The sequence below is a fragment of the Alicyclobacillus sp. CIJ1 genome, from assembly GCF_057538885.1.
On sequence record NZ_BAAJPH010000068.1, the window covers coordinates 123,667 to 137,950 of the forward strand.

15 protein-coding genes, 1 tRNA gene and 1 other RNA gene are annotated in these 14,284 nt (G+C 64.1%); 14 read left to right on the forward strand and 3 right to left on the reverse strand.

The genetic code is table 11. The features are described 5' to 3' along the window. Positions 1-69: 69 nt before the first annotated feature. A complete protein-coding gene (locus AC27E8_RS06155; RefSeq protein WP_487097280.1) occupies positions 70-1,122 on the reverse strand; it encodes a YjgB family protein in 1,053 nt (350 codons plus the stop codon). Between the two features lie 276 nt (positions 1,123-1,398). Here AC27E8_RS06155 and AC27E8_RS06160 point away from each other — a divergent pair, with 276 nt between their 5' ends. The 5 genes from AC27E8_RS06160 to AC27E8_RS06180 all read left to right on the forward strand — a co-directional run bounded on the left by AC27E8_RS06160 (position 1,399) and on the right by AC27E8_RS06180 (position 5,412). Continuing rightward, positions 1,399-2,634: a 2,3-diketo-5-methylthiopentyl-1-phosphate enolase gene (locus AC27E8_RS06160; RefSeq protein ID WP_487097278.1), complete on the forward strand. Its 1,236-nt coding sequence runs from the start codon at positions 1,399-1,401 to the stop codon at positions 2,632-2,634. After that, positions 2,631-3,305: an MtnX-like HAD-IB family phosphatase gene (locus AC27E8_RS06165; RefSeq protein WP_487097277.1), complete on the forward strand. Its 675-nt coding sequence runs from the start codon at positions 2,631-2,633 to the stop codon at positions 3,303-3,305. Before AC27E8_RS06160 ends, AC27E8_RS06165 begins: the two co-directional genes overlap by 4 nt. Beyond that, positions 3,289-3,915 carry a methylthioribulose 1-phosphate dehydratase gene (gene mtnB, locus AC27E8_RS06170; protein ID WP_487097276.1) on the forward strand — a complete coding sequence of 209 codons (627 nt, stop codon included), beginning with the start codon at positions 3,289-3,291 and terminating at the stop codon, positions 3,913-3,915. Before AC27E8_RS06165 ends, mtnB begins: the two co-directional genes overlap by 17 nt. A 49-nt stretch (positions 3,916-3,964) precedes the next feature. Then, positions 3,965-4,141 (forward strand): hypothetical protein, encoded by a 177-nt coding sequence (locus AC27E8_RS06175; RefSeq protein WP_197459978.1) that lies wholly within the window; start codon positions 3,965-3,967, stop codon positions 4,139-4,141. 179 nt (positions 4,142-4,320) lie between these two features. Continuing rightward, complete coding sequence (locus AC27E8_RS06180; protein ID WP_487097274.1) at positions 4,321-5,412, forward strand: hypothetical protein; 1,092 nt, start codon at positions 4,321-4,323, stop codon at positions 5,410-5,412. A 264-nt stretch (positions 5,413-5,676) separates the two neighbouring features. Here the strand turns inward: AC27E8_RS06180 and asnB are convergent, their stop codons facing one another. Further along, positions 5,677-7,524, reverse strand: a complete 1,848-nt coding sequence (gene asnB / locus AC27E8_RS06185; protein WP_487097273.1) for an asparagine synthase (glutamine-hydrolyzing) — start codon at positions 7,522-7,524, stop codon at positions 5,677-5,679. A gap of 156 nt (positions 7,525-7,680) precedes the next feature. Between asnB and AC27E8_RS06190 the strand changes: the two genes are divergently transcribed. The 5 genes from AC27E8_RS06190 to AC27E8_RS06210 all read left to right on the forward strand — a co-directional run bounded on the left by AC27E8_RS06190 (position 7,681) and on the right by AC27E8_RS06210 (position 10,030). Next, positions 7,681-8,013, forward strand: coding sequence for a late competence development ComFB family protein (locus AC27E8_RS06190; RefSeq protein WP_487097272.1), 333 nt, complete (start codon positions 7,681-7,683; stop codon positions 8,011-8,013). Continuing rightward, positions 8,010-8,495, forward strand: coding sequence for a tRNA adenosine(34) deaminase TadA (tadA, locus tag AC27E8_RS06195; RefSeq protein ID WP_487097271.1), 486 nt, complete (start codon positions 8,010-8,012; stop codon positions 8,493-8,495). The genes AC27E8_RS06190 and tadA overlap by 4 nt, the downstream gene beginning before the upstream one ends. A 9-nt stretch (positions 8,496-8,504) precedes the next feature. Beyond that, positions 8,505-8,594, forward strand: a tRNA-Ser gene (locus tag AC27E8_RS06200). A gap of 2 nt (positions 8,595-8,596) precedes the next feature. Beyond that, an RNA gene (gene ffs / locus AC27E8_RS06205) (signal recognition particle sRNA large type) lies at positions 8,597-8,799 on the forward strand. 127 nt (positions 8,800-8,926) lie between these two features. Then, entirely contained in the window at positions 8,927-10,030 is a 1,104-nt protein-coding gene (locus AC27E8_RS06210) for a two-component system sensor histidine kinase NtrB (protein ID WP_487097443.1), read from the forward strand. A 1-nt stretch (position 10,031) separates the two neighbouring features. On the opposite strand, the gene AC27E8_RS06215 is transcribed toward AC27E8_RS06210, so the two are convergent. Then, a complete protein-coding gene (locus tag AC27E8_RS06215) occupies positions 10,032-10,652 on the reverse strand; it encodes a hypothetical protein (protein WP_487097269.1) in 621 nt (206 codons plus the stop codon). A 171-nt stretch (positions 10,653-10,823) separates the two neighbouring features. On the opposite strand from AC27E8_RS06215, the gene dnaX reads away from it, so the two are divergent. The 4 genes from dnaX (at position 10,824) to mscL (ending at position 14,016) form a co-directional block, all read left to right on the forward strand. Continuing rightward, the gene (dnaX, locus tag AC27E8_RS06220; protein WP_487097267.1) at positions 10,824-12,581 is read left to right on the forward strand and encodes a DNA polymerase III subunit gamma/tau; all 1,758 of its coding nucleotides are present in this window, start codon (positions 10,824-10,826) and stop codon (positions 12,579-12,581) included. Beyond that, positions 12,578-12,889, forward strand: a complete 312-nt coding sequence (locus tag AC27E8_RS06225) for a YbaB/EbfC family nucleoid-associated protein (protein ID WP_014463026.1) — start codon at positions 12,578-12,580, stop codon at positions 12,887-12,889. The genes dnaX and AC27E8_RS06225 overlap by 4 nt, the downstream gene beginning before the upstream one ends. A gap of 2 nt (positions 12,890-12,891) precedes the next feature. Further along, entirely contained in the window at positions 12,892-13,491 is a 600-nt protein-coding gene (gene recR / locus AC27E8_RS06230; RefSeq protein ID WP_487097265.1) for a recombination mediator RecR, read from the forward strand. Between the two features lie 63 nt (positions 13,492-13,554). Next, positions 13,555-14,016, forward strand: coding sequence for a large conductance mechanosensitive channel protein MscL (gene mscL / locus AC27E8_RS06235; protein ID WP_487097264.1), 462 nt, complete (start codon positions 13,555-13,557; stop codon positions 14,014-14,016). Positions 14,017-14,284: the final 268 nt, after the last annotated feature.

Here is a 14,284-nt window from a genome sequence, read left to right on the forward strand (position 1 = left end):
CTTGCGTATATCGTAGAATTCCGCCCGGCATTTGTCCACAGGCAGGCGACTCGGCAGCAGGGCGTCATCTCAGCTCAGGCTGAGCCAGGCGCTTGTGCCCAACATCGCGGCGCCTGACGTGGCTTGGTAGATGACCCGGATTTGGCCCACCTCGCCCTTCATCCACGGCGCATACACGAAGGTCATGGACGCCTGATTCGGATACGCGAGAAACCCGGGTGCCGTGGCGTGCGCTTCGTCGCGAGCGACGGCCTGCGTCCACGTGTCAAACACGGCGTCGCCCTGCTTCGGGATCCACTCGATTTCTTCCAACCGGTATCCCTTCGGCGCATTCGCAAGATGAAAGCTCACGGTGTGTTCGCGCTCACTCGGCGGGCGGTCGATCACGACGCCAGGAGCCGGCTGAGTCGCCGCCATCAGGTCCACCGTGCCCTGGGGCCAAAAGACCGAGACGTGATCGACCGTGGGCCCACGGCTGCCATTCGGTAGCCTCGGGAACACCCATAAAAGCTGGTAGTCAGGCCCCGCTGGATAGAGGTAGATGTAGGAGTCCTGCGTATAGCGGACGCTGCCGGGCGTGCCGAGGACGCCGGCGATTTCATGGTACGTGAGCGTGCGCAGCGCCTGCGCGTAGGATCGCACGTCGAAAATCTGTTCCCCTTTGTTGAGGCCAAACGCCACGTCCTTCGCGCGGTACGTGAAGTAGACGCCGGCGCCCGCATACGCCTGTGAGGACGGCGATCCCCATGCCTTCATCACCTGATCGATGTTCTCCCCGTCCGCAAACGGCACGCCGGGAAGTGAGCCGCGCAGTGCTGCCTGCATCACGCTGCGCACCATCTCGCCCGGATTCGGGGTGCGGCCCGCGTCGGCCCGCTCCGGCTGTGCGACGTCCGCAGAGCCCGCGGCAGTCCCCGCTCCCTGCGGCTCTGCATTGGTCGCGCTCCTGGCCACATTGGCGGCGGGTTGAGCCGTTCCCGCTTCTGGCAAACCGACTCCATGGGCCGGGCGCTCGGCGCCACACCCCGCCAATCCCAGCGACACGACCACCGCGGCGCCAAGCCCGAGTCGGGGCGCCCAGCGCGGCCGCTCGCCCCTTCTTTCTTCTGCCCTGTGTCTCACATGGCACGCCCCCTTGTGCAGCGAATGAACTGCTGATCATGAGACGATCCCGCCGCGCACGTTGTGACAAACCGCTGCCGCACCCTACCTCTCATCGCCGCTGGCCTCCTGTCCACATGCTTATCCACAATTTCATCCCCAATATCCACAGGCCACTGTGGAAAACCGCGTGTGGCGTGCAATCCCGCTTGTGTATAATGGCGGTTGGATTACCCACAGGGATGTGGATGACTCGGCCCGAGTTCCACGCTGACAGGAAACGAGGTGGCCTTTGAGATGGTGAACCAGGATTCTTCCCCTCGCGATGCGGTGGTCGCCACCTATCGCCTGCGGGATCGCAAGGACAAGCTTGAGGCCAGAGCCGAGGGCATTGCCGTCGGCCTGACCATCGGGACCTGGACGGATCTTCCCGCCGCGCGCAAGTCGGAAGTGGCGAAGCACTGCGGCCGCGTGGAGGGCATTCGCGTGCTCGAGGAGCGGCTGGAGGGAGACGTCGTCGCCGAGATCGACATCGCGTATCCCGTGGCGAACCTGAACGGCACCTTTGCGTCGCTCCTCGTGACGGTGTTTGGCAAGCTGTCGATGGACGGCGAGATCCGGCTCGAGCGGCTCCAGATGCCGGACTCGCTCGTGCGCCAGTTCCCTGGGCCGAAGTTTGGCGTCGAGGGCGTCAGGCAGCGCCTCGGCGCGTACCATCGCCCGCTCGTCATGAGCATCTTCAAGGCGTGCGCGGGGCTCACGCTGGACGAACTCGTGGAGGCGTTCGGCGAACAGGCCGAGGGCGGCGTCGATCTCGTCAAGGACGACGAGATCTTCTTCACGGAGGCGTACGCCACGCCGGAGGATCGCGTCCGCGCCTACGCGGCGAAGGCGGACGAGATCGCCCAACGGACGGGGCGAAAGACCGCCTACGCCGTCAACCTGACCGGGCCGGTGCACAGCCTGCGTGAGAGGGCCCGCCGGCTCGCGGAGCTCGGCGCCGGTGCGCTGCTCGTCAACGTGGTGGCGTACGGCTACGACGTGGTGGCCGATCTCGCCCGAGACCCCGAGGTCCACGTGCCCATCCTCGCGCACCCGGCCGTGTCGGGGGCGCTGTACGGATCGCCCAACTACGGCATCGCGGCGGACATCGTGCTCGGGCAGCTCATGCGGCTCGCGGGCGCGGATATCGGCATCTTCCCGTCCATGTACGGCAGCGTGACGCTCGGCCGCGAGGCCACGGACCGGCTGCTTCAGCACCTGCGGGCGGAAGGGGCGCACAAACCCGTCCTTCCCGCGCCGTCCGCCGGCATCTACCCCGGTCTCGTGCCGCGGCTGTATCAGGACTTCGGCGTCGATCTCGTCCTGAACGCCGGCGGCGGCATTCACGGCCACCCGGGCGGCGCGCGCATGGGCGGTCGCGCGTTCTTCGACGCCATCTGGGCCGTCGAACACGGCGTGCCGCTTGAGGAGGCCGCAAAGGATCGCCCGGCCCTGCGCCAGGCGCTGGAGAAGTGGGGGATGCCCTCGTGACGGTGCGCGTGATCTGCGACTTTGACGGCACCATCTCCGAGCGGGACATGATTGTGAGCATCATGCGCCACTTTGCGCCCGAGGCAAGCGAGCCCATCATCCAGGCCGTGCGCGCCGGCGAGCGATCCGTCAAAGACGGCGTCGAGGCGATGTTCGCCCTGATCCCGTCCAACCAGTATGGCGCCGTGGTGGCGTACGCCCAGGCGGCGACCGCCGTGCGCCGGGGTTTTCCACAATTCATCCACACCTGTGAACAACTCGGGTGGAAAGTCGCGATCGTCAGCGGCGGATTCGACTTTTTCGTGGAGCCGGTTATCCACAACTTATCCACAGCGTCTGTGGATATCTATTGCAACCGCATCGACGCAAGCGGCGCTCACCTGCGCGTGATGTGGTCAAAGCCCTGCGACGAGGCGTGCGACGGCGGCTGCGGCCTGTGCAAGCCGCGCGTCATCCGCGAAATCGCGCAGCCGGGCGATCGCGTCATCGCCATCGGCGATGGGGTCACGGATGTCAAAGCTGCGAAGATGGCCGATTTCGTCTTTGCGAGAAGTGATCTCCTGCGCCTGGCGCGGGAGTTGGGCCTGCCCCACCTTCCGTTTGAGACGTTTGACGACATCACAGCGGCGATTCTGGACAAGGGGAGCGAACTGTATGCCCACCTTTCATGAGGCGCAGACGAGCGTGATGGAGCTTGCCCAGTTCGCGGCGAGCCGTGGCTGGTTGCCCGCGACGAGCGGCAATCTCTCGGTGCGGGTGTCGGATCAGCCGCTCACGTTTGCCATCACGCGAAGCGGCGCGGACAAGTCCCGCCTCCGGCCCGAGGACGTGCTGCTGCTTGACGCGGACATGCGCGCGCAAGGCGATACGCCGTACAAGCCTTCTGCGGAGACCACGGTGCACGTGGCGCTGTACCAGAAGTTCGAGTGCGGCAGCATTCTCCACGTCCACACGGTCTACAACAACCTGGTGAGCGAGCTGTATGCAGAGCAAGGTTTCGTGGAAATCCGCGGCCACGAGCTCGTCAAGGCGCTCGGCCACTGGGAGGAAGGTGCCGCCGTCCGCATCCCGATTGTGCCCAACTGGGCGGACCTTCATCGGCTTGGCTCAGCGGTGGCCGAGGCAGCGCAGGCCGACGTTCCCGCCGTCTTAGTGCGCGCGCACGGCGTGTACGCGTGGGGGGACACACCGGACGATGCGCGCCGGCACCTGGAAGCCGTCGAGTTTTTGTGCGAATACGTGTACAAGCTCCATCTCGCCTGGGGGCGCGGCGCCGTATAACCGTAAGGCGTTCGGCGCACACTAGCCGCGGAAAGCGGGGTGGAGCGCCGTGGGCCCTGAATTTGCGTCATGGTTTCAAGGCCTTGATTCCGAAACCATCATGTGGATGATCATCCTTTCGGTCATGCTCATGCTCGTCGGCGGTGGACTGCTGTATTGGGATCACGTGATGCGCCAACACGACGAACCCGTGCACCCGCTTGATTCTCCTGGAGAGCGGCGCTGAGGCCTATGGAGGCCGTCGGGGCCGCTTTTCCATCTCCAAAGCCGGGAGCACCACAATCTTGATGCCTCATACCAATTCAGGTATTCTGTGATCGAAGCGAAAAAATCAGATAGATTTTCAGATTCGCACGGCGGGGAATGGGTGAAATCTCTTCGGCGCAAGTGCGCTTGGGGGGCCTTATGTCGTTCATGACCAAGTCTGCGCTGGTCTCTGTGACCGTCCTTTTCCTCGCTGCGGGGAGCTGCCTGGGGAAGTTTGCGGCGGACATTCGGGCGGTGCAGCCGTCCTCAGCGGTTCATACCGTGCGCCTGTCGGCCGCACCCGTTGCGTTTCCTTTCCCAGCCGACGCCTACAGCCCGACGGCAGGCTTCCTCTGTCCGACGCCAGGCGTGCAGGTGCCGGGCGGTCCCAAGCCGGGATCGTATGCGTACGGGCGCATCTGGGCGAGCCATCTGCACGCGTATTTGCCTCAGCCAAGCGCCGAACGCTATCGCGAGACGTACGACGAGCAGGCGAGCGGCGATTGGATTGTCTGGCAGTACGTCACGATGGACATGTCGGACGGCTTGACGCGCGTGGACGCGTATCATGTGAAGACCCAACGGGCGTCTGAAGTGTGGCGCGCGTCGCCCGCGAACGGCGTGCTCTTGAAAATGCAACTGGTCAGCAATCACCTTTGGTATCTCACAGAGACCGTGCAGAGTTCGGTCAAGTCCGAGACCGTCGAAACCGAGCTCCACGACCGAAATCTCGAAACGGGAGCGGATCGCGTCGTCCTGATAAGCGCGGCGCAGGGCCTAGGGGAGGTCGCGACGGACTTCGCCGTCGATGGCTCGACCGTCGCCGTGATCGAAGAACGCGCGCAGGACGTCTTGCGCGTCCCGATGAAAATCCCGTTCACGCTTGAGCTCGACGATCTCGCCCACCACCGCGCGGTCACCGTGGCGCACGGGGAGAACGAGAATCCCACCACCCTGTGCGCGGCAAACGGCATTTACGCGTGGTCGTCCAACGCGGCGGGCGTCATGGCCTACGTGTCGGCGACCGGCCAGACGCTGCACATCTCCTCTACGCCGTCCTACGTGGCGGTGGGCGGGCACGAGGTGTGGTGGCACGCCATCAATTCGGACGGGTACGGGGGAGAAAACGTGCTCACGGGAGAGCGGCTCCGCTTTCCGTCGAGTGTGAAGCCCGTGGGCATTGTCTTCTCGAACGGCGTCGGCATCGTCAACACGATGCACAACACGTACACCTTCTCGCCGAGCGCTTGACGGGGCCGCTTTGTTCGCAACGCGAGCGGGCCGAGCTAACGCCCTCGGCCCGTCTTCGCGTCGTGCCGCCGCACGCGGATGTCCACCACGGCCCACGCCGCGGCGATGCCCACGACAAACGCGAGTCCCCACAGCCAGTCAGGTACCATGGTGACCAGCCTCCTTCGGTCTCCCGCTAGCGTGTGCGAAAGGCGGAGGCCCTATGCGCGGCGCGCGAGCCGTCCGTCGGCGCCTCGGCCCGGCCTTAGGTTGGGCGCAGCTGTCTCACACGACCCGCACGCGGTACGCCTTCATCCACTCGTTCACTTCCCACAGGTAGTGGAACATCTGAGCTGTGCCCATGATCTGGCCGAACCACGGCCGGTGCTCCATGGGATGCTTGCTCATCTCCGCCAAGGCGCGAATGGCGTTCGAATCGACAAACGGCAGGATGGGCGAGGACGGATCGTCCAGCATATCGAGGGCCCGCTGGCGCACAAGGGCCAGATACGCCGGGTGGGGCGTGGAGGGGTACGGGCTCTTCTTGCGGTACAGGGCTTCGCGCGGCAGGAAGTCCTCCATGGCCAGCCGCAGGATGCCCTTCACCTCGCCGCCCGCCGTCTTCAGCTCCCACGGAATGTTGAACACGTATTCCACCAGCCGGTGATCGCAGAACGGCACGCGCACCTCGAGGCCGGACGCCATGCTCATGCGGTCCTTGCGGTCGAGCAGCGTGGGCATGAAGCGCGTGATGGACAAATAGCCAATCTCACGTACGCGCGCGGCGCGGCCCGTCTCGCCCGGCAGGCGTGGAACCTCGTCGAGTGCCTCGTGGTAGCGCTCCCTGACGTACGACGCGGGGCGGATGCGGTGCTTGAGTTCATCCGACAGGATGGCCATGCGCTCGTACAGCCTGAGCGACCATGGGAACGTGTCCGCGGCGAGCGCGTCCTCGCGGTGAAACCACGGATAACCGCCGAACACTTCGTCCGCCGCCTCGCCGGACAGGGCCACGGTGACGTCTTCCTTCACGCGTTTGCAGAACAAATAAAGCGACGTGTCGATGTCGGCCATGCCGGGGAGATCGCGCGCGAACAGCGGATCGGCGAGGTGGCGCTCCAAATCCGGCGTGTCAAAGGCGATGGGGTGATGGATGCTCCCGATGTGCTCGGCGATCATCTTGGCCCACGGGCCGTCGAGGCTCGTTTGAAACGCGTTCGCCTGAAAGTACTTCTCCATGTCGACGAACTCGATGGCGTACGTGTGCAGGGGATCGCGCCCCATCCGCTGATAGTAGCGCGCTGCAACGGCCGAGACCGCGCTCGAGTCGAGGCCGCCCGACAGAAACGTCCCGAGCGGCACGTCGGAGACCAACTGGCGCTCGACGGTGTCGATGAAGAGGTGGCGCACCGTCTCTACGGTCTTCTCCAGCGAATCGGTGTGTTCGCAGCTCTCGAGCTTCCAGTAGCGCCGGACGGAGATCCCCTCGGGCCGCGCGATGAGGAGATGCCCCGGTTTCAATTCCTCGATGCCCTTGAACACGCCGAACCCGGGAGTGCGCGCGGGGCCGATGGCGAAGATCTCGGCAAGCCCCATCTCGTCAATGGCGGGCTCCACGCTCGGGTGCGCGAGGAGCGCCTTGATCTCGGATCCAAATGCCAATCCATCCCCGATGCGCGTGAAAAACAGGGGTTTCACGCCCAGACGATCTCGCCCGAGCACGAGCTTCTCCTCGGCCTGATCCCAGATGGCAAACGCAAAAATGCCGTTCAGCCGTTCCACGCACGCCTCGCCCCAAGCGATGTACGAGACGAGCAGCACCTCGGTGTCCGAATAGCCATCGAAACCGTAGCCGCGCGCGGCGAGATCGCGCCTCAGGTCTTCTGTGTTGTACAGCTCGCCGTTGTACACGATGGTGTAGCTGCGTCCGTTCACCGTGCGGGTCATCGGTTGCTTGCCGCCTTCCGGATCGACCACAATCAGCCGGCGGTGGGCGAAGAGCGCGTGCGCCGCCGCAAACCAGCCGCTTGCGTCGGGGCCGCGCGACGCGAGCGCCTGCCCCATTTGTTTCACGATGTCGATGTCCGGCCGCAGATCGCGCGTCCAATCGACCCAGCCAGCAATTCCGCACATGGGCAGTTCCTCCTCGCATGACGCCACTCGGCGTAGATCACGAAATCGCCATACCTTATGCGGGCGGGGCGGGATAGGTGCCCAGGAGTTCGGCGCGGCCTCGTCGCGGTTTTGATATACTGGGGCGAGAAGGCGTTGCGCGAGGAGGAGATGCGGATGCCCATCGTCAATATGACCGAGGTGCTGGCGAGGCAGATCTTGAAGGATCCGGAGCTTCAGAAACTGCTTCCGTGCCATTGCCATCAATGCCTCGATGACGTTCTCGCGATGGCGCTGAATCACTTGCCTCCGCGCTACGCCACGACGGATGAGGGGCAGCTCTACGTCCAGGTGGAGTATCTGCGGCCTCAGCTTCGGTCTGACATTCTCCGCGAACTGGCCCAGGCAGCGCTCTGGGTGTCGAGCCACCCGCGCCATGCGAGCGCCGAGTCCGATGCTGCGGATGGCGATTCCGCGCCGATGGAAAGGGAGGACGGATCACAGCCATGAACGACCAGGCGGCCGACGAGCGGTTCATGCGCCGGGCGCTGGAACTGGCGAAAGAGGCGGCTCGCTGGGGCGAAGTACCCGTGGGCGCCGTGATGGTGGAGGACGGGCGCATCGTCGGCGAGGGCTTCAATCGCCGAGAGACGTGGCGGGATGGGACGGCGCACGCGGAGATGCTGGCCATCGAGGAGGCGAACCGCCGTTTGGGCGGCTGGCGCTTGACAAATTGCGTTTTATATGTCACACTTGAGCCTTGTCCGATGTGTGCCGGAGCCATCGTCCTCTCTCGGTTGCAGCGCCTCGTGTACGGCGCGACGGATGCGAAGGGAGGGGCTGTGGCCTCCAAGGTCCGGCTTCTGGAGCCCGGGCTCTGGAACCACACGCCGCAAATTACCTCTGGCATTCTGGCGGACGATTGTGCTAAACTATTAACGGACTTCTTCCGGAAGCGTCGGCTGAAGCGGCGCGAGGGAGAAGTGTCTTGAGACCATCGCGGAGAGATGTCTGAGTGGTCGAAAGAGCCCGCCTCGAAAGCGGGTAGGTCCGCAAGGGCCTCGTGGGTTCGAATCCCACTCTCTCCGCCACGACGTGTCGGTGTCCGGCGAGCCGGACACCGATTGTGCCAAAATGGGTAAAAAACGCGGCTTTGGACCAAATCCTGATTGGGTCCCGCGCGGCGAAAACTCCCGAACCGTGTCAGGTCCTGACGGAAGCAGCACTAAGGGAGACCTTTCGGGCGACGCGGGGGTGCCTGATCGGGGTTTGGTTCAAGGTCGCGTTTTGCTATGTCCTCCGCGGGCCTGCCATCCGCCCGTGTCGAAGATCGTCGAATCTCAGGATCTTTCGTCGATGGTGCAGGATTTGCTCTTGGCGCTACGAATACACCCAAGACAACGACTGCGACACAGAGTGGGTGATGCTAGTGCGCGGCGCACGCAAGTCGAGCGCGGTTCGCGAATCGCACGCTGGGCAAGTGAACCTCATCCACGCGGGTGTGGTGTTTCTCTCAAAAGACCTGCAGATCCGGCTGGAGAACCGGCTCGCCAAGGACTTGTTCGGCTGGACAGAAGATCGATGCATGGCGCCTCTTGGCGAGGTCCTGTCCACCGACTCAGAGGAGTATCAGTTGCTGTGCCGCATCGTCGCGGAGGACTGCGAGTATCGCGATGCAGTCGTCAAATGGGAAGTGGGCGGCGCGGTACGCCACGTACTTTTGGATTCGTTCGTCGCCCGCCACGCGGAGACGGACGAGGCGGGTGTGTACATTGTGTTGCGGGATATGGGCAACTTCGCGCTGCTCAACCAGCACACGGAGCGGGTGGAGCGGATTGCGACCATCGGACGGCTGGCGGCCGGCGTGGCGCACGAGATTCGCAATCCACTCACGACCATTAAGGGATTCCTGCAACTGCTGGAACAGCGCCTCCAGCGCGCGGACATGCTTGACGAGATTGCGTACATCCGCGTGATGATGCAGGAAATTGAGCGGGTGAACGCACTCGTGACGGAGCTGCTGCTGCTGTCAAAGCCGCAGGACATGGCGTGGACGGACGTCTCTGTCGCCGAATTGCTGGCCGGCTTGCGCCCCTGGCTAGACGAGGAGGCCTGTAAGCGCGGCGTGGAGACGGTGTACGACGTTCCAGCGGATCTTCAACTGCAGGCGGACCGCGGCATGATGGAACAGCTCTTCGTGCACCTCGCGCGGAACGCCATGGAGGCGATGGAGGCGGGCGGGCGGCTGACCATTCGCGCTCGCGCGGAAGAAGGGCGCGTGGAGCTTGAGTTTTCCGACACCGGTCCGGGGATTCCGTACTACCTCTTCGACCGCATTTTCGATGTGTTCTACACCACGAAGGAGAAGGGCACCGGCCTCGGGCTCGCCATTTGTCAACGCATTGTGGCCGATCACGGCGGCCAAATCCGCGTGAGCTCGAAAGGGTTCGGCACGACGTTCACGGTGTCGCTGCCCAAGACGAGATCGTCGTCCGTTCGGGTCATCCAGCAACGCCAATCCTCCTGAGTCAGAAGTTGCTCACAGTCCAAAATAGCGCGGCGCCCCATGCGTTGCGCGACCACTTCGTGATGGACTGCGTGATGCAGAACAGGATGCCAATCGCGACATCCGGCCAGGCGCGACCCCAGGGCACGTGGTAGGCCACCACCTGGACGGCCGCGTGAAGCGCACCGAACCACGCGCCGCCAAGCGCAAGCCCCAGCCAAGACGGATGGGGGCGGCGAAGCGCGCCGAGGTCGAGATAGGCGTACACGTAAGCCATCCACAGGGCCTCGAGGAACCCCCACAGCGGTACGTAGAGCGCAAGGACGACAGGGAGGCCGAGGGTGCGGCGGGCCAAATCGAAATGCGAGACGTGGAGGCCCGCCCGCTGGGCTGCGAACAGAAGAAGCAGGTACACCGCGCTGTAGGCGATGCCCAGCCCAAGGGAGGCGCGTGCGCCGGCGCGCTGGAACAGGAGGTTTCTCCAGCGCACCGGGCCCCACCAGGTGGCGGCGAGCGGCGCGGCGATGAGGGCGCACTGCACGACGAGCCCGCGCCAGAACCCAAGCGGCACGGCTGTCCCGGGAACCAGGTTCGAACAAAGCGCGCCGACGATGGGCGCGAGCAGGACGAAAACAGGCGCCACAACATCGCCTCCCAGCAAGCGTCCCAGCACAGCATATCGTATGAATAGTTGGTGTATTCGGTGGATCGCGCGGATTTCCTGTCCGGGCTTCTGCCAGATCCGGCTCATGCGACAGCGTCCCGTGAAACGGGTCTCCGCCTATGGTAGAGTATCGGTGGAAGGAGGCCGAGCATGGCGTACCAGGCACTCTACCGCGCGTATCGCCCGCAGACGTTCGAGGACTTGGTCGGGCAGCCTCACGTGCGCCAGACCTTGACCAACGCGCTGAAAAGCGGCCAACTGGCACATGCCTACCTGTTTTGCGGGCCACGCGGTACGGGAAAGACGAGCACCGCGAAGCTCTTGGCCAAGGCAGTCAACTGTCTGAAGCCCAAGGACGGCTTCGAGCCCTGTAACGCCTGCGAGGCCTGCACGAGCATCCAGCGCGGATCCAACGTGGACGTGCAGGAAATTGACGCCGCGTCCAACCGCGGCGTGGATGAAATTCGGGATTTGCGCGATCACGTCCATTACCTCCCCACGATGGCGAAGAAGAAGGTCTACATCGTGGACGAGGTCCACATGCTGACGCCGGAGGCGTTCAACGCGCTCCTCAAGACGCTGGAAGAGCCGCCGGCGCACGTCTTGTTTGTGCTCGCCACCACCGAGCCCCACCGCCTTCCCGCGACCATCGTCTCGAGGTGCCAGCGATTCGATTTCCGCCGCATCGCGCCGGAAGCCATTGTGGAGCGCCTGCGCCTCGTGGCGCAGAGCCAGGGGATTGAAGCGGCCGATTCCGCGCTGTGGCGGCTTGCCGAAGCGGCCGACGGGGGATTGCGCGACGCGCTCGCGCTGTTTGAACAGGCGGCGGCGTTTGGGAACGGCCGGATCGACGACACCACCGTTGCCGATGTCGTGGGCAGCGTCGACATGAGTTCGCTCGTGGCGCTCGTGGGCGATCTCGCCGAGCGCTCGTTTCTCTCGGCCCTGGACAGGCTCGGGTGCTGGTACGCGTCGGGTAAGGACGCGAGCCGCATCGTGCACGACTTGTTGCAAGTGGTGCGGGATTTGTTTATCGTCAAGCTGTCGCAAAGCCCGGACGCGCTTGCCGGCAAGCCGGTGGCCCCCTATTTGCCGGTGGCGTCCCGCGACGACGTCACGGTGGACTGGCTGCTTGCCGCCATGCGCAGGCTGGGCGAACTGTACACGCAACTTCGGTACGTGGAAGAGCCTCGCCTGGCGCTTGAAGCGGTGCTGATGGGGCTCGCGGCCGAGGTACAATCCAAAGACAGCGTGAATGCGCTCGAATCCGTCGATCCGGCGCGCACGGGTGTCGCCGCCCGGCCGGAGGGACGCCCACCCGAGCAGCCGGCTCAAGCCCCCGATGTGCCCGTTCAGGCATCTGCTCCGGCGCCTCCGGCGCCTGAAGGGGCGCAGAGCACGCCGGACGCGCCCCCGATAGGCAGTCGCCCCGCGCCCGCCCGCGCGGCCGCGCACCGCAAGCGCGAGACGCTGGCGCGGCTGTATCGCGAGAGGGATGAGGCGCTCGAGGCGCGACTGCGGGAGATGTGGCAGGACGTGCTCGCGTCCGTGAAGGTGAAACGCGTGCAGACGCACGCTTGGCTTTTGCACGGGGAGGTGGCGCTCGCCACGCCGCGCGCCGTGGTGCTTTCGTTCAAGAGCCGCATCCACCGAGAGGCCGTCATGAAACCGGCGGATCGCGCCGCCGTCGAAGCCGCGCTCGCAGAGGTGCTCGGACAACCTGTGCAACTCTTTGCCATCCTGCAGGCCGACTGGGAGGAGTTTGCGGCGTCGCTGGCTCCGGCCCTCGCCGAGCAAGCCGGATCGCGCGAAGCGGGAGAGGCGCCGCCGGTGGATGTGGTGCAGTTGGCCATCGACCTGTTTGGAGCTGACAAAGTGACGGTGGAAGACGAGGGAGACGACCGATGAAAAACATGAACCAGTTGATGCGCCAGGCGAAAAAGATGCAGGAAGAAATCCTGAAGGCCCAGGCGTCGCTCGCGGAAAAAGTGGTCGAGGGGACGGCGGGCGGCGGCGCTGTCAAGGTCCGGATGAATGGCCACAAGGACGTGGTGGCGGTCGAGATCGACAAGAGCGTCGTGTCGCCGGAGGACGTGGACATGCTCCAGGATTTGATCCTTGTGGCTATTCAGGACGCTTCTCAGAAGGCGAACGATCTCGCCGAAGAAGTCATGGGCAAGTACACGCGCGGCCTCAACTTGCCGGGGATGTTCTGACGATGTACGGGTACCCGGAGCCGGTGGCGCGGGCCATCGAACATTTCATGAAGCTTCCCGGCGTGGGGCCGAAGACGGCCGCGCGCCTGGCATTTCACGTTCTGGAAATGAGCGAGGCCGACGTCAAAACCTTTGCCAAGGCGCTGATCGATCTCAAGACGGGGCTCACCGAGTGTGCCGTCTGCTGTAACATCACGGAAGCGTCTCCGTGCGCCATCTGCCGAGACCCGCGCCGAGACCGGCGCGTCATCTGCGTCGTGCAGGAACCGCGAGACGTGATCGCCATGGAGCGCACGCGCGAGTATCATGGGCTGTATCACGTGCTGCACGGCGCCATCTCGCCGATGGAGGGCGTGGGCCCGCAGGACATTCGGATTCGGGAACTGGTCACCCGAGTGGGCGAGAACGAGATTGAGGAAGTCATCCTCGCCACCAACCCGAACGTCGAAGGCGAGGCGACGGCCATGTATATCTCGCGCCTGCTGAAGCCGTTCCAGATCAAGCTGACGCGCATCGCGCACGGTTTGCCGGTGGGCGGCGATCTCGAGTACGCGGATGAGGTCACGCTCGCGAAGGCCCTGGAGGGCAGGCGAGCGCTGTAGCGCGGCGCTTGGACGAGGGCGGCCTCGCCGCGCTTCGAACGAGGCTGTTCAGGAGGTGCGACCGTGCTTCGGGAGTTTTTCAAGGACTTTCGAGCGTTTATCCGGCGCGGGAACGTGATGGATCTGGCCGTCGCTGTCATCATGGGCGGGGCGTTTGGACAGATGGTCACCGCGCTCGTCAATGACGTCATCATGCCGCCCATCGGGCTTTTACTCGGCAAAGTCGATTTCAGCAATCTGTACATCAATCTGTCCAAGAAGCATTATCCCTCTCTCGCCGCTGCAAAAGCTGCTGGCGCCCCTATCATCCAGTACGGGTTGTTCCTCAACACGGTCGTCAATTTTCTGATTGTCTCGCTGGTCATCTTTATCGCCATTCGGCAACTCAGCCGGCTGAAGAAGCCGGAACCTGTGAAGGCTCCGAACACGAAGATCTGCCGTTTTTGCCGATCCGAGATTCCGCTCGAGGCTGTACGCTGCGCGTATTGCACCTCGTTTGTGGAGGGTGAGGTCGAAGAGGTGTAGTGTGTGCGCAGGGGCTATTTCTATGAACGCGCATATCGCAGTGGCCAGAGCAGCAGGAGAAGCTTGACAACGGTTATGTAAGTGCTTACACTAAAAACATCAGGTAAACGTTTACGTTTGGGGTTCGGCGCGTACGAATGAGTTTTGGAGGTATCGGACTTGTCCCAGCGCACCCCAGAAGGCGCAAAACAAAGGCTAACCACGAATTCAATCCAAGATAACGGGAGCGCACGTGGACGCTCTTGCATGCTCAGCCAGCCGCGTCTCT